30 protein-coding genes and 1 riboswitch are annotated in these 22,619 nt (G+C 30.5%); of the genes, 4 read left to right on the forward strand and 26 right to left on the reverse strand.

Annotated features, from left to right (window positions below):
* Positions 1–92 precede the first annotated feature (92 nt).
* The 4 genes from purC to P4S50_RS16440 form a co-directional block, all read right to left on the reverse strand.
* Positions 93–791 (reverse strand): phosphoribosylaminoimidazolesuccinocarboxamide synthase, encoded by a 699-nt coding sequence (purC, locus tag P4S50_RS16425; RefSeq protein ID WP_277731919.1) that lies wholly within the window; start codon positions 789–791, stop codon positions 93–95.
* A gap of 295 nt (positions 792–1,086) precedes the next feature.
* Positions 1,087–1,563: a 5-(carboxyamino)imidazole ribonucleotide mutase gene (gene purE / locus P4S50_RS16430; RefSeq protein WP_277731920.1), complete on the reverse strand. Its 477-nt coding sequence runs from the start codon at positions 1,561–1,563 to the stop codon at positions 1,087–1,089.
* Positions 1,564–1,804: 241 nt separating this feature from the next.
* Positions 1,805–3,154 (reverse strand): NCS2 family permease, encoded by a 1,350-nt coding sequence (locus P4S50_RS16435; RefSeq protein WP_277731921.1) that lies wholly within the window; start codon positions 3,152–3,154, stop codon positions 1,805–1,807.
* Between the two features lie 85 nt (positions 3,155–3,239).
* Positions 3,240–3,341, reverse strand: a riboswitch (purine riboswitch).
* Positions 3,342–3,661: 320 nt separating this feature from the next.
* On the reverse strand, positions 3,662–5,338 hold the full coding sequence (locus tag P4S50_RS16440) for a methyl-accepting chemotaxis protein (protein ID WP_277731922.1): 1,677 nt from the start codon (positions 5,336–5,338) through the stop codon (positions 3,662–3,664).
* A 214-nt stretch (positions 5,339–5,552) separates the two neighbouring features.
* Here P4S50_RS16440 and P4S50_RS16445 point away from each other — a divergent pair, with 214 nt between their 5' ends.
* Positions 5,553–6,155 (forward strand): accessory gene regulator B family protein, encoded by a 603-nt coding sequence (locus P4S50_RS16445; protein ID WP_277731923.1) that lies wholly within the window; start codon positions 5,553–5,555, stop codon positions 6,153–6,155.
* Positions 6,139–6,285 carry a hypothetical protein gene (locus P4S50_RS16450; protein WP_277731924.1) on the forward strand — a complete coding sequence of 49 codons (147 nt, stop codon included), beginning with the start codon at positions 6,139–6,141 and terminating at the stop codon, positions 6,283–6,285. Before P4S50_RS16445 ends, P4S50_RS16450 begins: the two co-directional genes overlap by 17 nt.
* Before the next feature lie 16 nt (positions 6,286–6,301).
* Here P4S50_RS16450 and P4S50_RS16455 read toward each other — a convergent pair whose 3' ends face one another.
* The 3 genes from P4S50_RS16455 to P4S50_RS16465 all read right to left on the reverse strand — a co-directional run bounded on the left by P4S50_RS16455 (position 6,302) and on the right by P4S50_RS16465 (position 9,942).
* Entirely contained in the window at positions 6,302–7,585 is a 1,284-nt protein-coding gene (locus tag P4S50_RS16455) for a sensor histidine kinase (RefSeq protein ID WP_277731925.1), read from the reverse strand.
* Between the two features lie 261 nt (positions 7,586–7,846).
* Entirely contained in the window at positions 7,847–8,791 is a 945-nt protein-coding gene (locus tag P4S50_RS16460; RefSeq protein WP_277731926.1) for a sensor histidine kinase, read from the reverse strand.
* Positions 8,792–9,114: 323 nt separating this feature from the next.
* Positions 9,115–9,942 carry a sulfurtransferase gene (locus tag P4S50_RS16465; protein ID WP_277731927.1) on the reverse strand — a complete coding sequence of 276 codons (828 nt, stop codon included), beginning with the start codon at positions 9,940–9,942 and terminating at the stop codon, positions 9,115–9,117.
* Positions 9,943–10,259: 317 nt separating this feature from the next.
* Between P4S50_RS16465 and P4S50_RS16470 the strand changes: the two genes are divergently transcribed.
* On the forward strand, positions 10,260–11,132 hold the full coding sequence (locus P4S50_RS16470; protein ID WP_277731928.1) for a LysR family transcriptional regulator: 873 nt from the start codon (positions 10,260–10,262) through the stop codon (positions 11,130–11,132).
* Between the two features lie 424 nt (positions 11,133–11,556).
* On the opposite strand, the gene P4S50_RS16475 is transcribed toward P4S50_RS16470, so the two are convergent.
* The 19 genes from P4S50_RS16475 to P4S50_RS16565 all read right to left on the reverse strand — a co-directional run bounded on the left by P4S50_RS16475 (position 11,557) and on the right by P4S50_RS16565 (position 21,858).
* The gene (locus P4S50_RS16475; RefSeq protein ID WP_277731929.1) at positions 11,557–11,928 is read right to left on the reverse strand and encodes a helix-turn-helix domain-containing protein; all 372 of its coding nucleotides are present in this window, start codon (positions 11,926–11,928) and stop codon (positions 11,557–11,559) included.
* 777 nt (positions 11,929–12,705) lie between these two features.
* Complete coding sequence (locus P4S50_RS16480) at positions 12,706–15,120, reverse strand: tape measure protein (protein WP_277731930.1); 2,415 nt, start codon at positions 15,118–15,120, stop codon at positions 12,706–12,708.
* Between the two features lie 3 nt (positions 15,121–15,123).
* Positions 15,124–15,594 carry a hypothetical protein gene (locus P4S50_RS16485; RefSeq protein WP_277731931.1) on the reverse strand — a complete coding sequence of 157 codons (471 nt, stop codon included), beginning with the start codon at positions 15,592–15,594 and terminating at the stop codon, positions 15,124–15,126.
* A 7-nt stretch (positions 15,595–15,601) separates the two neighbouring features.
* Positions 15,602–16,147: a hypothetical protein gene (locus tag P4S50_RS16490; RefSeq protein ID WP_277731932.1), complete on the reverse strand. Its 546-nt coding sequence runs from the start codon at positions 16,145–16,147 to the stop codon at positions 15,602–15,604.
* Between the two features lie 68 nt (positions 16,148–16,215).
* Positions 16,216–16,959 (reverse strand): hypothetical protein, encoded by a 744-nt coding sequence (locus P4S50_RS16495; protein WP_277731933.1) that lies wholly within the window; start codon positions 16,957–16,959, stop codon positions 16,216–16,218.
* 1 nt (position 16,960) lies between these two features.
* Positions 16,961–17,290 (reverse strand): hypothetical protein, encoded by a 330-nt coding sequence (locus P4S50_RS16500; RefSeq protein WP_277731934.1) that lies wholly within the window; start codon positions 17,288–17,290, stop codon positions 16,961–16,963.
* Positions 17,254–17,577, reverse strand: a complete 324-nt coding sequence (locus P4S50_RS16505; protein WP_277731935.1) for a hypothetical protein — start codon at positions 17,575–17,577, stop codon at positions 17,254–17,256. The genes P4S50_RS16500 and P4S50_RS16505 overlap by 37 nt, the downstream gene beginning before the upstream one ends.
* A 96-nt stretch (positions 17,578–17,673) precedes the next feature.
* The gene (locus P4S50_RS16510; protein ID WP_277731936.1) at positions 17,674–18,030 is read right to left on the reverse strand and encodes a phBC6A51 family helix-turn-helix protein; all 357 of its coding nucleotides are present in this window, start codon (positions 18,028–18,030) and stop codon (positions 17,674–17,676) included.
* A gap of 32 nt (positions 18,031–18,062) precedes the next feature.
* On the reverse strand, positions 18,063–18,251 hold the full coding sequence (locus P4S50_RS16515) for a hypothetical protein (RefSeq protein ID WP_277731937.1): 189 nt from the start codon (positions 18,249–18,251) through the stop codon (positions 18,063–18,065).
* A 311-nt stretch (positions 18,252–18,562) separates the two neighbouring features.
* A complete protein-coding gene (locus P4S50_RS16520) occupies positions 18,563–18,805 on the reverse strand; it encodes a Mor transcription activator family protein (protein WP_277731938.1) in 243 nt (80 codons plus the stop codon).
* Between the two features lie 4 nt (positions 18,806–18,809).
* On the reverse strand, positions 18,810–19,025 hold the full coding sequence (locus P4S50_RS16525; RefSeq protein WP_277731939.1) for a hypothetical protein: 216 nt from the start codon (positions 19,023–19,025) through the stop codon (positions 18,810–18,812).
* A 105-nt stretch (positions 19,026–19,130) separates the two neighbouring features.
* A complete protein-coding gene (locus P4S50_RS16530; RefSeq protein WP_277731940.1) occupies positions 19,131–19,388 on the reverse strand; it encodes a DUF1304 family protein in 258 nt (85 codons plus the stop codon).
* Positions 19,388–19,882, reverse strand: a complete 495-nt coding sequence (locus P4S50_RS16535) for a hypothetical protein (RefSeq protein WP_277731941.1) — start codon at positions 19,880–19,882, stop codon at positions 19,388–19,390. The genes P4S50_RS16530 and P4S50_RS16535 overlap by 1 nt, the downstream gene beginning before the upstream one ends.
* Before the next feature lies 1 nt (position 19,883).
* The gene (locus P4S50_RS16540) at positions 19,884–20,057 is read right to left on the reverse strand and encodes a hypothetical protein (protein ID WP_277731942.1); all 174 of its coding nucleotides are present in this window, start codon (positions 20,055–20,057) and stop codon (positions 19,884–19,886) included.
* Between the two features lie 322 nt (positions 20,058–20,379).
* Entirely contained in the window at positions 20,380–20,736 is a 357-nt protein-coding gene (locus P4S50_RS16545) for a hypothetical protein (protein ID WP_277731943.1), read from the reverse strand.
* Positions 20,737–20,779: 43 nt separating this feature from the next.
* Positions 20,780–21,097, reverse strand: coding sequence for a hypothetical protein (locus tag P4S50_RS16550; protein ID WP_277731944.1), 318 nt, complete (start codon positions 21,095–21,097; stop codon positions 20,780–20,782).
* 17 nt (positions 21,098–21,114) lie between these two features.
* Positions 21,115–21,423: a hypothetical protein gene (locus P4S50_RS16555; RefSeq protein ID WP_277731945.1), complete on the reverse strand. Its 309-nt coding sequence runs from the start codon at positions 21,421–21,423 to the stop codon at positions 21,115–21,117.
* A gap of 39 nt (positions 21,424–21,462) precedes the next feature.
* A complete protein-coding gene (locus tag P4S50_RS16560) occupies positions 21,463–21,651 on the reverse strand; it encodes a transcriptional regulator (protein ID WP_277731946.1) in 189 nt (62 codons plus the stop codon).
* A gap of 3 nt (positions 21,652–21,654) precedes the next feature.
* The gene (locus P4S50_RS16565; protein ID WP_277731947.1) at positions 21,655–21,858 is read right to left on the reverse strand and encodes a helix-turn-helix domain-containing protein; all 204 of its coding nucleotides are present in this window, start codon (positions 21,856–21,858) and stop codon (positions 21,655–21,657) included.
* A 164-nt stretch (positions 21,859–22,022) separates the two neighbouring features.
* Here P4S50_RS16565 and P4S50_RS16570 point away from each other — a divergent pair, with 164 nt between their 5' ends.
* Positions 22,023–22,484: a helix-turn-helix domain-containing protein gene (locus tag P4S50_RS16570; RefSeq protein WP_277731948.1), complete on the forward strand. Its 462-nt coding sequence runs from the start codon at positions 22,023–22,025 to the stop codon at positions 22,482–22,484.
* Positions 22,485–22,619 lie beyond the last annotated feature (135 nt).

The raw sequence follows: 22,619 nt of genomic DNA on the forward strand, positions 1-22,619 counted from the left end.
TATCTTAACTTAAGCTAAAAGTATTTATCCAAAAGCTAAAAGTTCTAAAACTCCATGCTATAAAGATGAAGATAAGAACTTTTAGTTTGGTTTTATAACTCTATTCTACTAAGAACCTCTTTATAAGCATCTATTACATTTCCTAAATCTCTTCTAAATCTATCCTTATCCATCTTTTGATTTGTATTTACATCCCATAATCTACAAGTATCAGGAGATACTTCATCCGCAAGTATTATCTCGTTATCTTGAGTTTTTCCAAATTCTAATTTAAAATCTATTAATTTTAAATCTAGTTTTTTGAAAAATGTCTTCAATAGTTCATTTATCTTAAAAGCCTGTTCTCTTATATAATCTAATTCTTCTTTTGTAGCAAGTTTTAAAGCTATCGCATGATAATCATTTATTAAAGGATCTCCTAAATCATCATTCTTATATGAAAATTCAAATACAGGAGATTTAAATTCTAAACCTTCATCTACTCCAAATCTTTTGCACATAGATCCTGCTGATACATTTCTAACTATAACCTCAAGAGGTACTATCTCAACAGATTTAACTATCATTTCTCTGTCAGAAATTCTTTTTACATAATGAGTCTTTATATCATTGCTTTCTAAAAGTTCAAATACATAAGAAGATATCTTATTATTTATAATTCCCTTTTCATTTATCTCATCCTTCTTAACTCCATTAAATGCAGTAGCATCATCCTTATAATAAACTAGATATTCACCATTATTGTCAGTTTTAAAAATTTTCTTAGCCTTTCCTTCATAAAGCATTTCCATATTTTTTACCTCCTCAAAATAGTATTTATCTAAAATTAAGTTTAACTTTCAATTAACTTGTTATCCTAACTATTCTTAAAATGAGGATAATTTAAATGTTAGCTACTTTTGATTAATCTTTTACTATACAACTTAGATTGTATTGTTTAGATATACGTATAGAAACTTCTTTGTCTGACCGTAAGGGAGTTGAAGAAGTTTTAGGATATTTAATAAGATACAATCTTTAGTTGTATTAAAAGATTGATTAAGTTGCGGTATTTTAATTATTCTCATTTTATTTACTAACTTTATTTTATAAATTTCTTACAATCTCATCATCTTCTAATACTTTTTTAGCCATTTCTTTTCTGTGATTTTCAAGTTCAGTTTTAAGACTTTCATATTTCAGACTCATTATCTGAGATGCAAGCAATGATGCATTTAAAGAAGAATCTATTGTTACAGTTGCAACTGGAATTCCCTTTGGCATTTGAACCATCGAAAGTAAAGAATCCATACCATCTAAAGTTGATGATTTAATAGGAATTCCTATTACAGGTTTTAAAGTATGAGATGCAACAACTCCCGCTAAGTGTGCAGCTTTTCCAGCAGCGGCTATTATAACATCAACATCATCTATATTTTCCATAAACTTCATCAACTCATCAGGTGTTCTATGAGCCGATAAAACTCTCTTTTCAACTTCTATTCCAAATTTTTTTAATAAGTTTACTCCTTCTTCCAATTTAGGGTAATCTGACTTTGATCCCATTATTATAGCTACCTTCATAAGGCACCTCCTATAAATTTTATTTTATCCTATAAATCCCATTTTGTCCTAAAATGAGTATAAAAATTCGCTTTTAACTCATAGCTCATCTCGCCAACGAGTCCTACGCTCTCTGTTACTCAAAATAGTTGACACTACAGTTTTTTACCAATATCATACATATATTCAAGTTTTATACTTGATTATGAGTAAAAAAATAGCCCCATATAGAATTTTCTATAAATTAGGGCTATTATTTAATTTAACCAGCGAATCCGTACTTTAATATAAAGAGTAAAGATAAAATATATAAAGTAGGTTGAATCTCGTGTTTTTTACCAGTTAAAAGCTTTATTGCTGTATATGAAACTATTCCAAATACCAATCCTTCAGCTATACTATATGCAAGTGGCATCATTATAACTGTTAAGAAAGCTGGTATTGCCTCTGTAAAATCATTAAAATCTATTTTAAGAAGTGATGATGCCATCATAACTCCTACCAGTATTAATACTGGTGCTGTTGCTTGTGATGGTATTGATGTAAATATAGGTGCGAATAAAGTTGATACTAAGAATAATATTCCTGTTGTGAAAGCTGTAAGACCTGTTCTTCCACCTTCTGCTATACCAGATGCACTCTCAACAAATACTGTAACTGTAGAAGTTCCAAGCATAGCTCCTGCTGTTGTTCCTACAGCATCTGCAAATAATGCTTGCTTTGCTCTTGGAAGATTTCCATTTTCATCTAACATATCAGCCTTACTAGCAAGACCAACTAAACATCCTATAGTATCAAATAAATCAACGAACAAGAACGTAAATACTACTACTACCATATCCATACTGAATATTTCAGATGATGGTATATGTCTAAAAGCCATAAATATCGGAGATAAAGACGGTGGTGTATCTATTAATCTATGAGGCGCTGCTACTATTCCTGTAACCATACCTATTGCTGATGTAACTATCATTCCTATTAAAAAAGCTCCCTTAACATTTTTACTAAGTAAAACTGATGTAAGTATAATTCCAAATATTGCAAGTAATGCTAATGGACTTTTAAGATTTCCAAGTGTTAATATTGCTCCTCCAGCTTCTATGAATCCTACTCCTACAAGTCCTATAAAAGCTATAAACAATCCAATACCTGCTGTAACAGCATTTTTTAAAGTTTGAGGAATTGCATTTATTATTTTTTCACGAACGTTGAAAAATGTAAGTAATATAAATATGATACCTTCTATAAATACGGCAGTTAAAGCAAATTGCCATGAATATCCCATACCTAAAACAACTCCGTATGCAAAGAATGCATTAAGACCCATACCAGGTGCAAGCGCCATTGGGTAGTTAGCAAAAAACGCCATAACAAAAGTTGCTATTACAGATGCAAGTGCTGTTGCCATGAATACTGCACCCTTATCCATTCCCGCATCACCAAGAATCATTGGATTTACTACTAATATATATGCCATTGTCATAAAAGTCGTAATACCTGCAAGAACTTCTTTTTTAACAGTAGTTCCATGTTCTGAAAGCTTAAATATCTTTTCTAGCATACCTTTTGGCTGCTCCATAGAATCAACTTTTTTTTCTGCTAATTGCATTTATATTCCTCCTTAAATTTAATAAAGCTAGCTCAAACAATTCTTACAATTATATAAGAAAAGCTTTAAACTAGCTAGATTTAATGAAATATAAAGCTTTTCTTATAGCTGGAATGTTTGAGGCTATTCCGTAGAAACTCCCCGACCATATTACGGAGATTATATAAGAAAGTTCGGCTATTCAGTTATCTTATGATTTAATAATAAATTATTGTTCGTTAATAGTCAATACTTTTTATTGTTTTTTTTATTATTTATTTTAAATGTACGCACAGCTACGAACATTATTTTGTTTTTCAGTTGTTTTACATTTTTAAAATCCCCTTACAAATATCTATTTTTATAACTTTTATGTCTCTCAAAATTATTTTACAAACGTTTAAGAAATATTCTTTAAAAAAACATAAAAATAAGGCTTATCAAAAAATTAGTAATGTATTTAAACATTTAATACATTCTCCGAATTTTAATAAGTCTTATTTTTTGACTTAAGCACCCGTTATTTTTTTATAATTTAAACTTATCTATTTCAGATTGTAAAAGATCTGAAAGCCCATTCAAATCTGTTGCACGGTTTGATAATCCTTCTATATTGTTCACAGATTCTTCTAATGCAGCAGCTATTTGTTCAGTACTAGCAGAAGTTTCTTCTGATACTGCAGATATATTTTGTATAGACTCTACCACATCATCTTTATTATTCTTTATGCTTTTGCTAAAGTCTAAAACATCATCTGTTTTATATTTTAATTCATTTAGTGCTTTTGAGATTTGACTAAATGCCTCTTCTGTTTTATTTACATTATCATTATTTTGTTCAACTATAACTACATTACTTTCTATTTCAGAAACAGCTAAACTAGATTTTTCTTTAATACTGCTAATTTGATTTTTTATTTCTTCTGTAGATTTAGCAGTTTGCTCTGCTAACTTTCTAATTTCGTCAGCAACTACTGCAAATCCCTTTCCAGCTTCACCTGCTCTAGCTGATTCTATAGAAGCATTTAAAGCTAATAAGTTAGTTTGAGATGCAATGGATGTTATAGTATCTACAATACCTGTAATTTGTGCAGAGTTTTGATCCATATCCACAACAATATTTTTAACTTTATTTGAAATCTCTTTATTTTTTATAGTAGATTCAATTAGATTTTTTATGTTTTCTGATCCTTTATCACTCAATGTATCAGTTTCTATAATCATACTTGCTATATCATTACTTATGTTTAATATTTTATCTATTTCTGAAGATAATTCAGTTATTTTTATCAAACTACTTTCTGTATCTATAGCTTGTGCTTCTGTTGCCTTACTGATTTCTTCAATAGTTATAGATATTTCATTATTTGAACTTAAAGTATCTTGTGATATTTTAGAAAGGTGCTGTGATGCTTCATTGATAGTGTATGATGATGTTTTTATTGAACCAACTATATCAGCTATTTTGCTTCGCATCTCTAAAATCGATATTGTTATTCTTCCAATTTCATCATTATTATTAGTTAATTTTTTATAAGTATCATCATTTTCTAAATCAAATTCACTCGTTCTATTTATAAGATTAACTAATTTATCTAAAGGTTTAAATACTTTTCCAAATACAATAATCATTAATATACCAATTAAAACAAAACTACTTATAGTTGTTATTATCTGTGTAATTAAGAAACTATCGATAATCTTTTTTATTCCACTTTCAGGTAGCCCTATATCCACAACTCCTACTAGTTCTCCATTTTTATATATGGGAACCATAATATCATATGTCCAAATCTTTTGGACATCTGCATAAAATTTTGATGTTTTTATATTTCCATTTTTAGACCCATCTATACTATATTCATCTTCATATACTTTTCCTATTTTTTGTTTATCACTATGAGCTATAGCAGTAACATTAGTATCTATAATAATTGCATAAGCTATATTATTTTGAAGAGCTTTTTTTTCTACAAACTTCTGTAGATTTTCTATATCATTTTCATCTGATTTTAAAATATATTCTGCTTGATATGCTATTTCTTGAACTTGCTCGACTCCCTTTTCTAAAAATACATCAGTCATTTTGTTTTCAATTAGTTCTTTACTTACCCAAGTACTAAAAAATAATAATATTCCAAATAATACAAGTGATACAGTTGTAATTTTATTTTTTAGCGTTCTTTTTGTAATTTTGACTTCCATTTTGAAACAAACCTCCCCCTATTGTATTTATTATACTGTAAACATTATTCGACATTTAAATATACATTACCTGCAAATTATATATTATTTAAATATTAATGGATATTAAGGTGGATTAATATTATTTTGGTTTTATATTCCTTAATTAAGTATTATTTGAATTTTTTGTATTTTATTGTTATAATTCATAATATACAAAGGAAAGGTGTTAAATATGAATTTTATTTATAAGACAACCGACACTATATTCGATTCAATAAAACCTTATATAAAAAACAAATCTGAAGATGATTTAGAAATTGCCAAGTATGGTCTAAATCTTTTTTTAATGGAGCTTTATAAACTTCCTATATTTTTAGGACTTGCTTATTTTTTAGGCATGCTTAAGTACAGTATTTTAAGTTATCTATTATTTGGATTTATCAGAGGTAAAGCGCATGGTATACATATGAAAAATGGAAAGTTGTGTCTTTTTTATAGCTGTATATCATTTTTTAGTTTAATTTACATATCCAGGCTACTATCGCTTACTATAAGTATTAAATTATGTATATCTACATTCATACTATATATACTATATAAATACGCTCCAGCAGATACAGAACAAAGACCTTTGCTCAATGCATTAACTAGAAAAAAGAAAAAAATTTCCTCTATTTTAGTTGGAATTATATACATTATTCTATCTTTAGTCTGCACAACTCAAACAATATCTAATATATTCTTATTTGTGATGTTATTAGAGTGTATAGCTATACACCCTATTACATATAAAATATTTGACAGGAGGTATAAAAACTATGAAGATTTCGAATAAGTTAAAAACTATAGTATCTACATTTATATTTACTTCTGCTTTTTTCTTCGCTACTACATCTATAGGCCTTTGTTGTCCTAAAGGACTTCTTGAAGAACCTACAGCTCCAAAATCATTATTAAAAAAATAGAACAACTTCGGTTGTTCTATTTTTTTAATATAAGTTCTACCTTAAATAATTCATATTCTATTCTTGTATTTATGCACATATTAGTATACTTAGTTTTTGATAATTTCTTTACGGTATTAAGACCTAATCCTCTATTTTCGCCCTTAGTAGAATATCCCTTATCAAATATTTTATTGATATCAGGTTTATTTTTAAATGAATTCGATATAATTATATTAATCTCAGATTTTTTATTTGATATGCCAATATTTAATATTTTTTCATATGATTCCATACTTGCTTCCATTGCATTATCAAGTAATATTCCAAATATTTTACACATATCTATATCTTCTACGTAAAAATTGCTAATATCATCACTTATATCTATATTCAAATTTATTTTATTTGAAATAGCTTTTGAAACTTTAAAACTCATCAAACCTTTTATAGGACTATTATTTATTTTATTAAGTCCGTATAGCTTCTTATTGTTTATCTTTTGGTTCTTACATATATCCTCATAAAAATACTTCTTTAATCCATTCATATCATCTTTTGCTAAAAATCCGCCAATTGATAACAATATATTATTCTGATCATGCTTATATTCTCTCATACTATCTAAAGATTCTTCTATAATATTATTGTATATTTGTATATATTTCTTTTCGCTTTTTTCAATATCTAATTTGTTCATTACCATAAATATGAGATAGCTTATGAAAAGAAAAAATACCAGTACAAATGTAACAGTAATTATATTTTGCATATTTTTCGAATCATTATACATATATATGTAACTCATATAAACTAATATAAAAGCATTTATGTATACCCAAAGGAATTTTTCCTCTTCAGAAATTATCTTTTTATTTATCTCTTTAAATTTCAATAAAATGTTACATAACACTATAGATACAGCAACCACCAATATATTAGGTATTATTATATTAAAATACATGTTTTCAGTTAGCACTTTAGGAACGATATTGCTTTTATATAAAAAAAGTCCTGCACCTATATCTGCTATTTGAAATATCCAAAAGGTCAAAATATAAGATAAAAAAAAGTTATCTTTCTTTTTTCTTATTATATAATATATAGCTACTTCTAAAAGTATATAATATACTCCCAGTCTTATAGGTTTAACAGCTACTATATTCATAATAAAATCTACTAATGTTATTAACAGCACATACTTTACTTCTAATCTTAAATTCTTCTCTATATTCCCCTCAAATTTTTTGAATACATAAATAAAAAAGTAACTAAATAAACCTGTCATTATAAAATCATACACATTAATCATTTCATTCATCCGTCCTTCGCAAGTTTGTAATGTATTATATTTTGTTATTTATTTCAAATATGTCCAAATTTATCTTTATTTTATATTTTACACTATACGACAATAATTTTGTATACTTTGACATTAATTAGTGTTATTTAAATTTTAATTTATATATTTAATAAAAAAGTTCTTCTTTAAAAAAATTTCAAATGTAAACTTTTTTGAAACTCATAACGAAAATTATATAGTTTCTTTATAGATAAAAAATAGCGATGGTTTAAACCATCGCTATTTTTTATCTATAATTATTTCTTGATTAAATAAATCTTCTTTTATATATGTATTCATATTCATATTTGTATACTGTTTATCATTAATTTTTTTAACTATATCAAGACCTAGTCCTCTATCTCTCCCTTTAGTAGAATATCCTTTTATAAATATATTATTTAAATCAGGTTTTAAATTGTATGTGTTTGAAATTTTTATAATTATTTTTTCATTTTCTTCATTGATATTAATATTTATTATCTTTTCTTTAGATTCCACACTAGCCTCTATAGCATTATCTATTAATATACCAAATATCTTGCATATATCAACGTCTTTTAAAATAAAGTCTTCTATGTATTGTTCTATATTCAAGTTAAAATCAATTCCCAAAGAACTTGCTTTTGATGCTTTTAAATTTATCAATCCTTTAAGAGGTATATTATTTATATTTATACTTCCATATATACTGTTGTTTATATATTTATCATTAACCAGATTTTCATAAAAGTATTTTTCTAATCCTTCCATATTTTTGCTAGCTATATAACCACTTATACACATCAAGGTATTCCTATAATCATGCTTAAATGCTCTCAGATTCTCAAGAGATTCCTCTATCATATTAGCATATAACTGAATATCTTTCTTTTGGCTTTTTTCCTTATATAACTTATCTACTACTAAGTATACAAAATAACTTAAAAGCGAACAACATATAAATAAGAATATAAAAAATACTATAAACTGATTTAGATTTTTATCTATGTTTTCATAATAGTATACCACTACTATAAATAGCATAGTTACAAATACAATGTATATCCAAAATACTTTATCTGTATCATCATCATTAATTTCATAAGATCTATTATAATGCTTATAATCTTCTAAAATTTTAAATACAAATGAAAATGAATATGTACATAAAAATGTTACAACAAATAAACAAACATAATACATTTAATCCTCCCTAAGAATGTTAATTAGTAGTACATTAGTATATATTATATTATCTTTTGAATTATATGTAAATAATTTTAGCGAAATTTGTATAAATATGAAAAAAATTTAAATTTAATTAAAATAAAATTATATTTCATAAAAAAAGTAGATCTTAATTACTTAAAATTAAGACCTACTTTTTTTATCAACAATCTGTACTAAAATTTCGCAATTAATTAAGGGCGAAGTTTTAATATTTGATTTTTTTAGATGGATAAGGTGTATTGGTGCTAAACACCGGCAAGAGTTTCAGCTAATTTCATTGTATATTATAAATCATTTTAAACACATTCAAGTATATTTTCTTCGTAGCTTATCCAGTCACTGATACTGCCCACATACAGCCTTACCTTGTAGCCAAGTTCATCTAAAATTACAAAGTTCAATGCACCGTCTATTCCCGATCCACAGTATGTTATTATTTCCATCTTACTATTTACGAAGCTGAAATTCTTTTCAAGCATAGACCTTTCCTTCAATCTTCCGTCATCCTTCACATTTTTTTGCCAGTGCAGATTCATTGCACCAGGTATATGCCCGTTTTTTGAATACAAAGGCTCATACTCACCTGTGTAGCGACGGTGTTCTCTGGAATCCAAAAGTACTATATTGGAGTTCAACATAGCTTTTTTCACATACTCTATGTCGCAATATATGTCATGAAACTGCTCAATCTTAATGCTTCCTCCCTGTCTTGCCTCGGGACACTCTTTAGAAATAGGAAGACCTAGCTGCTTCCACGCTTCATATCCACCGTTCAGTATGTATACATTTTCAAAACCCATGTTTTTGAGCTGCCACCATCCCCTTGCGGAACTGTATGTCCTGTCGTCATAGCATACTATCTGTGAATCCATTCTCAGCCCCATTTTTTCAAGCTTTTTACCCAATATCGAAAGTTCAGGTACCGGTCTTGCCCCGCCGTGGGCTTTTTGCGCACCCGAAAGATCCTCGTTGATATCTAAATAGAATGCATTTTTTATATGTCCTTTAGCATACGCCCCTTTTCCATATGAAGCGTCAAACAAACCAAACCTGCAGTCGATTATAAATAGTTCTTCATCATCCATATGCTTTTCAACCCATGCACAATCAACGAAATTTCTCATAAGAACCCCTCCAAATTTATATATTCTCCCTTTTCAATCACAGTCTCAGACCTGCCTATTCATCCAATCAGAATCCATGATTGAAAAAAGTGGTTAAGCTAATCTCTTTTATACCAGTTAAAATCTCCAGCGTAGAATATGGTTATTCCGTCTTCTTTTACAGTTTAACAAACCATTTTCAGTACATAAAATGAATGCTATATAGCTACTTTAGGTCTATTCACAATAAGTATACACCTTTTCTGATATCTTGTATAATAATAATACTTGATACTAAATATCTTATTTTCTGATAACAAGAGGGGGGCATTCTGAATATGGATTTACTTAACTTAGAAATATTTCAATCAGTCGCAAGGAATCAAAGTATATCTGGCGCAGCGAAAGAACTTCAATATGCTCAATCTAATATAACTACAAGAATTCAGCAACTTGAAGCAGAGTTTGAAACGACATTGCTTTATCGACATAATCGCGGTGTGACTTTAACAGATAAAGGACATACGTTGTTAGCTTATTCAGAGAGAATCTTGAGTTTAATTGAAGAGATGAATAATGAAGTCACAGACAGTCAAACTATAAAAGGGAAATTAAATATTGGATATATAGAAACAACAGCAGCGATAAGACTTCCGAAGCTAATTTCAAAGTTTCATAAAAGTTTTCCTAAAGTCGAGTTAGCCCTTACATCAGGTGTTTCTGAAGGTAACTTCAATGCAGTTTTGCAACATGAACTTGATGGAGCATTTATTGCTGATGCTATTTATCATGACGACCTCATTCAAACGAAGTTTGTGGATGAAGAGCTCATACTGATTACAAATACACAAGTTGCTCAGGGTATAACTCTGGATAAGTTAAATAACTGTACAATTCTAGTTTTTCATAAAGGTTGTGCATATCGAAAGAAACTCGAAGATTTTTTACATAGTCAATGGATTGTCCCCAAAAAGACTATGGAATTTGGCTCTCTAGATGCCATCATGGGGTGTGTATCCGCTGGCCTTGGAGTGACTATGATGCCAAGAAGTTTGGTGAAAAGGTACATTTTAAATGGAAGTGATCTACAGCATATCTTCCCTAAATTTAATGTTAATGTTACAACCATGTTTATACACCGAAAAGACAAGTATATATCCCCAGCATTATCAAAACTGTTAGATATGATTAAAAAAGGCTCTAGTTTATAGCAAGAGCCTTTTCAGATTGTAGACAAACAGCTATTAGATATTGAAACGCTGATAGCTATTTTAGTTTTTGAATCAAAACTTCACAATTTACAGTCAACAACAACATAAAATGTTCAAAAATATATAGTTGTCATTGCTTATACATTTGTGAAATCAAAAAACCTGTAACCCCTTATAAATAAAGGGTTACAGGTTTTGTTTGTTCTATTCCCACTCTGTCAATTTATTGTTTTCAGGTTTTGCAACCCTTGATTTTACTGCATTTCATTTCTCATATTTCTATATTTTCACTTGAAAAACAAGGCTTCATAAAATATGTGTATCATTTCTGTATCACGAATATCATATATTTTATCAGTCATTAATAACTGTTTTTTTTTACTTATTTTCATAAGTATCTTTTCCAATGTATTCATCCAACAATTTAGGTCAACAATTTAGGTGAAATATGATATGACCATCTTTTCACATATACAGCAGTTCCAAAAGGAAGTCTTTGATTTTGAAGTCCAACCCTTATGTACTGTTGTGATTTTCCAAGTCTTCTTGCTGCTTCTGCTACTGATATATTACGAATACCTGATCCAGTATCCTTTTCAGTAACTTCTGAATCCAAGTATTCAATTGTACAATCAAGTGCATCTGCAATCTTCTGCTTCACATCATCTTTAGGGACATTCTTTCCTGAAAGGTACTGACTGATTGATGACTTACCTTTATCAATTTGTTTTGCCAATTCTGATTGTGTCATATTTCTTTCATCCATTGCCTTTTTTAAATTCTTTGCAAAACTCACCCTTCCACCCCTTTCCGATTCACCCCTATAACTCATATAAGCTTCATATAAGCATCTTTTCATATTCCTTGATATATTTTACCCTTTAATATTAAAAGTCTTATCCTGATTGATTTAATAAGCATATTAAAGTTCAATTTTATAATACCACCAGGTAGTAACATTGTAAATGTAATTATCTGAAAATTTCAAGGTCATATAATGCCCATATAGCTGTTTTATCAATGGTCTTAATACATTTAAAAACACCCTGCATGATGCAAAGTGCCTAATCAATCTATTTTGCTATTGGTCTTCTGAATACACAAATGAAGATTCCAAATGGAAGACAAATCTTCACCAGTTCAACCCAAGTGATATTGGATGCATCTGATGATGGAACTTATTAATATTTATCCATTTCATGATTTTCACCTGCCTTTTTATTTTTTCTGTCCTTCTGATGTCCGTTTGTCCATTTGAAATACCCCTTACAACTATCTTTTATAAGAGAAAAAAATTTTTAGAAAAAAAAGTTAGTAAGTAAAAAGAGTTTATATATATATAAGAAGGACATAATGGACAACAGATGGACAGGGAAATTTTTCGCCGTCCTCATATTTGTATTCTTTTCTTGGGTATGTTTTTAAGACTCATATTAGGCTCATATTAAAGGTTTAATATGTTTTTGGTGTATTTGTATGGTTGAATAATAAAATGCCTACATTTACCCAATATGAGCCTTGAAAAATAGAAAAACCCCTGAACCGTTATAGTCCAAGGGTCTGTGCTTAATATTTAACTATGAACTCCTTCTGTACAAGCATGATCCAAAGCTTGTTGTACACCTTCACTTAGATGATTAACTACACCATCAATATCCATGTCATTATTTACAATGTTTTGCATTCCACTCATGTCAATCTTGATTTCAGGAGTAGTATATCTATTTATTGTTTCTTGTTCTGCCACATCTCTCATATACTTCAAATCTTCTTGTGAAATATCCACTGAATCTTTCATTGCACCTGTGTTTTCAGCAATATCAGAAATGTTAGATGCAACTGAATCATAGGCACTTCCATTAGAATCATCATTCTGATTTGCAAATGCTGCAACTTGTGCTGAATCAATTTCAGCTTGTCTTGTTGCAGTAGCTTCCATTGCATCAGCTTGCATTTGGATCAGTTGTGAATTACGATCACTCATATTGGATTCTATTTCACTCCTGTATGCTTCAAGTGCTGATTCCCTTGCTGCCTTTTCAGCTTCATTTTGAAGTGCTGCATTCGTTCCAAAGGTTACATTATTGATGGTATCAATTGAAACACCAGGAATATTGTTCAAAGTATCAATGAAACCATTTATGATGTCTATTGCACCATTGACCATGTTTTGAAGAATCATAAGCACATCTGCTTTCATATCCCCCATAAAGTTGGTTATTCCAACACCTGCTGTCATCATTCCAAGCTTCATTTGATCCCATAAATCAAGTACCCAATAAACACCAGTGAAGAATCCTATCTTTACCCAATCCCAAGCAGTCAGAATTCCATTCATTGCTATCTTCCAGGCTATTTCTAACCCACCAACTGATTGAACCCATTTATAAATCATTCCAATTACTGCACCAATAACAACTGCAATCCATGTGAGTGGATTAGTCATCAAGGTGGTAAAGAATGCTTGTGCTGCACCATTTGCAATCCATGTTGCAGTGGCACTTATCCCAAGACCAATGGCATATGCACCAAGGGCAACAGCTACACCAAGAACTATTGGTTCAAGTGTTTCCCAATTTTGAGCCAGTAAACTGATAAAGTCAAGTAATGGTTGTGAAGCCATCAATATATTATTGGTGACACCAGTCCAAACTTGTCCCCATGTCATAGGCATGGATTCAAATTCTTGGTTAATAGCATCAGTAGCACCAAGCATTGAATTCTTGACTATTTCAGCAGTGATCATTCCTTCTGATGCCATGTCCTTGATCTGTCCAATAGGAACATTTAAGTAATCTGCAATGGATTGAATAACATTTGGTGCTGCTTCAAATACTGCATTAAGTTCTTCACCACGCAAGACACCTGAACCAAGTGCTTGTATTAATTGAAGTGAAGCTGATGCCATTTCTTGTTGTGAAGCACCTGCAATGACAAACATTTTATTTAGGTTTTCAGCGAAAGCAATGGTTTCAACATTAGAAGCAAAAGCATCACCTGCACGTTGACCAAGTTTTGCAACCACATCTGCTGTATCAGCATATGATGCCCTTGCTCTTTGTGCTGATTGGAATATCATATCTTGTAATTCTTCTGTTGTTTGCAATCCATCATTTATTAGATTTAACCTTGCTTCTGTCTGTGTCATCTGATCGGACACACTAACTAAATTACCAATACTTTGAATTGACATATATGCAGCAGCCAGTCCAAGTAATTTATTTTCTAACCCACTTGCAGCAGAAGTTCCATCCCTAATCTGATTATTGAATTGACCTTGTGCATCAACATTATCTCTGATATATCTTTCAGTACCACCAACAGTCTGTGATAACCTCATATAAGCTTGATTTGCTTCATCTACATCCATTCTTTGAAGTGCTTGATTCAAGTCATCCTGTTGGTCTACTGCTTGACTTAACTGCATTCTTAATTGTTCCAGTTCACTGTTTGCCAAATCAGTTCCAAGATTCATTGGATTACTTTCAATTTGGTCAATCTGTGTTCTAATTCTTTGAATTCTTCCTGTCATAGCATTCAAATCAGAAACCATGTTGTCAGGGAATATGTCAGTAGTAGATGCTTGTTGTGCAATCTGCTCTTGTGTACTGTTCAAAGTGTTCAACATTGTATTTGTTGATTGAACTTCCTGTTGGAATCTTTCAATTCCAGTATTCGTGAACACTTCCATGTTATCTGAATTCCAAATAGGTTGGACAGGCACATTGGCTGTTGTTTGACCTGAAATATTAAATTCAAGATCAGGTGATATTATTCGTGAAAGTTCTTCTTCCATTTGTCTAATTGCAATAGTAGCTTGGTCTATTTCTTCTCTTGCTCCATCAAAATTAGATCCATCAAATGAATTACTTGCTACTGACTGCATGTCCTCAAAAGAATTCACTGTTACCATTAATGCACTTGCTATATCGTGCAGTGGTGCTGATATTCTATCTATAAGTTCAATTTGAGAACTAATACTTGCCATAGTTTACACCCCCTTTCTTTTAAATAATGTTTTGATTTTATCTATACCAAAGAACTTTTTATTGCTCTTGATATATTCAGCTTTGACACTTCTTCTTTTCTTTTCCCATTCACATGCTGATTTGTAGCCATCTTCTTGAAATTCTAAGTTGTAATATTCAATGGCAAGTTTAATCCATTTGTCATTTTTCTTTTCCCACTTTGGAATTCTTTTTCTCATGTAGGTATAGAAACCTTGTTTTGTACCAAGTAGATCATCAGGAAGTGACATCACTGCTGTCATAATTGAAACTGACCTTTCGAGATCATAAGCCTTATTCAGAAGAATCTTGCCATCCCCAGTTATAGCCATGAAATCATCAGCATTTGTTTTGGTAAAAGTCAGTTCCTTGATGTATTCCATTTCAACATAATTGAAATTCACTGCCCAAAGGTCATTATTTATAACTGTGATATTTGTATTCATTTTCTTCACCTGCCTTTCATCCAAGTAATTCTTCAATGCATTCATCACTGAACAATCTAATTTTAAGCAAGTTCACAAGTCTGTTTTTGTGTCTGTCTATGGTCTTCACATCCACTTCAAAATAATAAGCAATATCTTCTCTAGTCTGTCCTTCAAAGTATTTCATAGGGATTAACTCATAATATGGATCATCTTTGATGATATTAAGTGCAGCATCTATTTGAGAAATATATCCTTCAATTTGAACAATAGATGCCTTTATCTTTTGAATTGCATTCATTGATTTTTCATATTCGTTTGAATTGTCATAGTTGTTGCTTGAACTCCATTGAACAAAGCTTTTACTTCGCTTTGATATACCTTCTTTTTCAATGGTTTCAATTTCTTCCAACTTGCTTTTCAACACATTTTCAAATTTGGGATAATTATATAATAATGTTTCAGTCTTTTGAAATGCTGTTTGTCTAGTAGATTTCAACATTCTTTGCTTTTTAAGTTCATTGAATGTTGATTCAACAGTTTTTTCTTGAATTAATTCTTTAAGTCTTTGTTCTATATTCATTGGAATAACCCCCTTTTAGAAGTCAAGGGAACGAGGTGTCAAATCCCTATCCACTTGCATCTTAAAATTTAACCTTCAACAGTTTCATGTTCTGTCTGATCTGTTACCTGACCAATTCCAGGGATGGTCTTTGCATATTCTTCAATAATCTGTGCAAAACCAATAATGTTGTCTTCATCTGCCATCTGTTCATATGAATCAATTGGAACACTATAAGACTGACCATTCATGATAAATGTCTGTCCATCTTCCCTTGGATAGATAAACAGCATATTTGCAATGCTTTCCATTTCATCAAAGGTGTTCATTACCATTTCAACTTTGTTCAACTTTCCAAATGTTTTAGGGTAGGTGCTGTTTCCATTTGGGTCTATTAGATCAACCCTCTTACCAATCACATTCTTAAACAGCTTCATTTGATTATAGTCATCAATGAAGTCTTTCAGGATCATGTATGCTTTATCATCTGTAATCTGTTCAGCTTCAATCATAAGGAATTGAAGTGCATTGTTCACTTTGGTTGCATAATCAGAAGGTTTGGATGCCTTATTGAACAGTTCAGGAAGAACTTGTTTCTTTGCTTTATCCAAGATAACTTTCAACTTTTGGTTATAAACCTTATTGATTTTCGCATTACTGGATTTTACAGCAGCAACTTCATTTCTGATTTGTTCCTGAATATAGTCCATTGCATAGGTGTTGACCTGCTTACCCCATTCTTCAACTATTCTTTTGATTTCTTTTTTCATTTGTTCACTGTTTGCATGGTATGCATCAATGATTGCTTGTATTTTCTTAATTAATTCAAACATTTTAATTTTCCCCTTTCGTGGTTTGATATGGATTTTCTAATTCTTCCAAACCTGCTTTTTTTAGTTCTTGGTTCATCTTGATATAAACTGCATTAATCTTTGCATCATACAGTTTTCTTGCTTTATCAATTCTTTTTTCCTTTTCTTCTTTGGTGATCATCAGGTGATGCATTCCATGTCTTTTGTTTCTATTGGTCTTGATTCTTCTGATAACCTGATTCTTTTCCTTATTCAGTTGAAGAACCTTGTCCAATTGCTGTGTAATATAATCATTCATAGGATTCACCGACCTTCTTAATATGTTGAATTTATAAATCCATGTTGATTCCATTCATCAGGATCACCAACTGTCATTGCAGCAATAGCAGTCCAAAATGTTCTTCTTTGTGATGGATGCAACTTTGATTTGAAGTCCTGGATCTGACTGTCAATATAGGTCTTGATTTCTTCTTTGTTGTAAAGTGCTTTAACTAATAGTTCAGCCTTTGGTTTGGATTCAGGTATGATGTACCCTGCAAATTTAGCAACCTCAACTGCAAGGGTTATTTGACTTCTTTCTTCACCGTTGAAGTATCTGAACACAAATTCATCAGCAAATTTCTTTTCTTGATCTGTCAATTTTCTTCACCTTCCTTTCTTCAAATTATTAAATAATAAATTTTAATCGTTGATATATTAAGCTTTAACTAGGTTTTTGTTACTAACTTGTTATTATTAATCATCTTCATCATCTTCACCCAAATCATCAACAAACACTACTGTTGAAAAACCTTCCACTTTCAGCTTTTCATCAGGTTTGAATCCTGCTCTATCAAGAATGTCCTTTGCTGCCATATATCTGACCATGTCATTCTTGGAATCAAGAAGATTTGTTTGTGTTTTGAATGCCTTTGCTGCAACTGATCTGATACTTAGTGCAATCAGATAATCCAATTCTTGCATGAATTCATCATTCTTTTTCCATTCACATATGGTCTTTTCAGTGATGTTAATCTGCTTTGCAATTTCCTTTTGTGTGTGTTCACCTGATGCCATCAATTTGATGCATTTTTTCTGTTTTGCTGATAACATAGACCCACCCCCTTTTTCTTCACATTTATTTACTACATTCCCAATGATTCAGCCACTGGTTTAAGTTGTTCATCTTCCATCAGATGCTTGAAAAATTCATCAGTCAGACAAATCTTCAAAATCATCATTGCTGCTTTCTTTCTGTTCCTTTCATAATCACCGATTAGAACAGCAACTGCTTCAACAACCAAATCAATATTTTTAATTTTCACTTCATCCATGTCATGCACATCCTTTCAAAACCTATCATCAGAACTCATATAACGGTCATATACAAGTTTTCTTTCGTTCTGTGGGTATTTCTATCCCTAGTCATCACTAATGGCAAAAATAACAACCAGGGAAGAACTACATCACGAAATATGAAAGTGTCAATATTCATTCAAGAACTTGACATATTAATTATACCAATTTACTTTCTGAAAATCTTCCCAAAACACAATATATGGTCAAATGTTAAAAATCAACCACTACATGTTGTGTTGTTTTAGCAAATAAAATCCCCACCACATTTAGCAGCAGGGATTTTGTTTCATCTTTCATTTACGATTTTTCTTACTGTTTCAACACTTAGATTAATCATATCAGCTATTTCAGGTATAGTTGCACCTGTATGATATGAATTTTTAATGTATTTATTTCTAGTCAGATTATCAGGGAACTTAGGCATATTGTTCGGAATATAAAGATGCATACAAGGAAATTCATCCATTATCTTTTGTGCTACTTCTTCACCAATAACTTCTTTTACTTCATAAAATGATACTGTTGCCATTCAATCATCCTTCCATATAAAATTTAACTTCATCTTTCAGCTTGATGGTTTCCCAACCAAGGTATTTTCTTAATATGTTCATAGAATCAATCAATGCTTTGATTTCATCATAATATGGGTTATCAGATAACTTCTTGTATTTACCTGATTTATGTTCTTCAACAAACCAATCCAAAAGTACTTCATAATGTGATTTCATTCCATTTATTACATGATCCATACTTATCATCCTTTCTTGAATTGATAGGCTTCACATGATAAAATCAAAGTGCGAATTTAATATGTATCACATGAAGTCATTGTATAATTGATTTATGCAGTGGCTTTATTCTTGTAAAGATTTGAAGAAATTATATGCAGCTTTAAATCCGTTGTAAAAACCTTGACGTTCTGCTTCTGTTGCAACATCATCACATTGTGATTCAATCTTACGAATAAGATCTTTATCAAAATCTGTACTTTCCAAATATTCCAGTGATTCATTAAAGCTTTCTCTATCTTTCTTGTAATCATCTACTTCAATAAAACTTTCTGATTCTCTTAATTCAAATAGTATTAAATCTAAAATTTTTTCATTCATCATTAACACACCCCTTTCAAGTCTTCAATTACACGATCACAAGATTGCTCTAGTGATTCTAAACTTAGTGATTCTGATATTTTTTCCATGAAAAGCAATAATGCTTTCTTTTTATCTTCACCACCTAATAAATGCTCAATTGATGTACAAATTTGCTTAACCTTTTCAGTTACTCTCTTCTTTGTATTAACTAAATCCATGCAATGATTAAGTAATTGACTATATTGATCATAAGTCTGAAATTCAATTTTAATATCCAAATCAAGTGATCTTAATAATTCATTGATTATATGAATCTCATATCCTTTAGTTGCAGGGAAATTATAACATTGTATCTCGTTGTTATTTTCAAATGCTACCAAAACCATTGGTTGACCCTTCCCATCAGGTACAAGTTCCAAATGCAATAAGTTATTTGAATTAATTGCTTCAAATACCTCTTTTATTTCTATTGCTGTTAATTCCTTCATTGTTCCATTATCAATTTTCATAATCATTTTATTTTCCACCTTTCATAGTTAAGAATTCATTAAATGCAACCTTATCAATACTATAAGTAAACTTACCATCTATTTTTTCAGCAGTACCAAACGGAAATATGCCCTTCTGTAAACCTGTTCTAATAAATTGTTCTGTTTCCCCTAATATGCTTGCAACTTCTTTAATCATCATTTCATTTTCCACCTTTCTTATATGTTTTATTGACCTGATGTACTGATTTGCTACATCAGATTATCTTCAAGTATATATTCATAAATTCACATTGAACCGTGAACTGCACCGTGAACCGATTCAAACCATTGTTATTACTTGGTTTCAGAACAACGGTTCAAGCAGTTCAAGGTTTTTCTCTATATTATTTATTTTTTAAGGTATATATTAAATAACTCATATAAAATATATGTTTTTTATAAATTACTTAATAAATTAGATTTACCTTGAACTGCTTGAACTGATAACTCCAACCCCTTGATACACAAGGGGTTGATACGGTTCAAAGCTTATATGTTCGCCTTGAACCATCTTGAACCACCCTGAACCGTCTGAATACCCTGAATTTCTTTCCAAATGCTTTCTTATCCTTGACTTCAATGTTGAAGTTGTTGACCACAAACAAGGAAAAGCTGATCTGATTCAAAGGGGTAACATCATAATGTTCACATAACTTCATATACCTTTTATGTGCAGAAAATGTTGACCAGTCCACCAATCCACCATTGTCAATTAATGCTGCTATAAACTGAATAGATAGATACTTATTAACCCCAACCTTATCAATAGGATATTTGTTTGCCATTTTAATTTGTTCAATTTTATTAGAACCAATTTGAACTTCATTTAATTTTGCCATTTTTCATCTTCCTTTCATTTTCGTGAATTTTATTGTTACTACTTCATATTCGTCTTGCAAATTCGCTGAAAGCTTCTTGATTCAAGAATCTTTGTTCACTGACACTTTTAGACCCTGATAATTCAGGATGATCATGCTGCAATTTCCTTCTGATCCTTCCCACTGTTTCATATTGTGGAAGACCATATTCGTTCAATTGCAGGAACAGATCCTTGAATCCAATCTTGTCAACATCAATTCCTTTGCTTCCAAGGATCTTCTTTGCTACCAGGTAGAACAAATAGTTGTCACTGTTCCTGGAATGCTTGTCATTAATCAGGAAGTCCATGACCAATGTTGATGTGTTTGTTAGTTCATCCACTGTTTTCACCTACCTTTTTATAATCCCAACACATAATTTATTAACCCATTGTCATTTTTTACAAACTCATCATAGGATGACTTTATCCAATCTGCCCCTTCATCTTTGCTCTTTCTTTCAAGTTCTGATAGGATTTTTGTTGCACCGTTACCATAGCCGTGTGAGGCAAGATATTGACAGTATCTCTTTAATGATTCATAAGCTTTGGGCATTTTATCATCTATCCATGAAAAATAGACTAACAACATTGCACCACGTCCAGTAAAAACAACTTCTTCTTTTCCATCTACCATTGCTGTTTTACAATCAGAATTAAATTTATTCATTTCTTTCACCTTTGCCTTTCTGTAATATAATTGCTGAACCTACATGTACACTTTTTCATTGAAAAACCTCTTTGAGATCTTACCTGGAATAATAATCTTTCCTTGTTCCCTTAATTCATCATTAAGTTTCTTTATGATCCTATAACCTGTGGTTAATGAAACCCCAAGTATTTTCGCTACATCTTCTGCATGATAAAACTTTTGTTCTTTGACTGTTGCATTTTTCATTTCTTATTCACCATCCTTATCATCTTTAAAATAATTAAGAGGTACTTTCAAAGAATCACAAATTTTAAAGTATTCTTCTGCTGAAATTCCTCTGTTTCCATTCAATAAAGCACTACATGTACTTGCAGTCATTCCAAGTTTTTCTTTTAGAAATGATTGTTTAATTCCTCGTTCTTTCATAAAAGCTTTAATTTTTTCATGAAGCATTCGTTTCACCTTCCTTTTACTACGATATTTTCGTTGTAGGTACATGTTATCACGATATTTTCGTTATGTCAATACAAAACTATGAGATTTTCGTATTTTTGTATTGTAATTATGAAATTTCTGTGTTACTATTGAAACATGATAAAAAAGAAGGTGGTGAAGTGATGGGAAAAATAAAAGAAAACATTTCAGCTAATATAACTAAACATAGAAAAATTAATGGACTTTCTCAAAAAGATTTAGCTGATATTGTAGGAACAAAGCCATCAACCGTTTCAAGTTGGGAGCAATCGGTCAGTACTCCAAATGCTGAAATGCTCTTTGAAATATGTAAAATCTTTAAAATTACTGTGGATGAAATATATGGAGTAGATGAAGATGAAACAGAATATAAATTTATGAAATCTATACAGTATTTAGAAGATGCAGGATTTGAAGTTGATCAGGATGATAAAGATAGAGAATATAACGAATATCAAATATGTCATTTTGACTTTGGAACGATTACTGTTATGCATCAGCAGGACTTAATTGATTTAGTTGATAAGATAATTAAAGATGGTGAAGATTACAAAGAAAGATATATTATTGATAGAATCAAAACAGAATTTTTACCAAAAAAATAAAAAAAAATCGCCCTTGTGCTACCAACACAAAGAACGATTTTAACATAGATACTATTCAGACAGGATGCCTGATATAATACCACTTAGATATTGTTATTATATCATTTAAAGCATCCAGTCTGCAATGGGTGTATT

This window comes from Tepidibacter hydrothermalis (genome assembly GCF_029542625.1).
Lineage (GTDB): Bacteria > Bacillota > Clostridia > Peptostreptococcales > Peptostreptococcaceae > Tepidibacter_A > Tepidibacter_A hydrothermalis.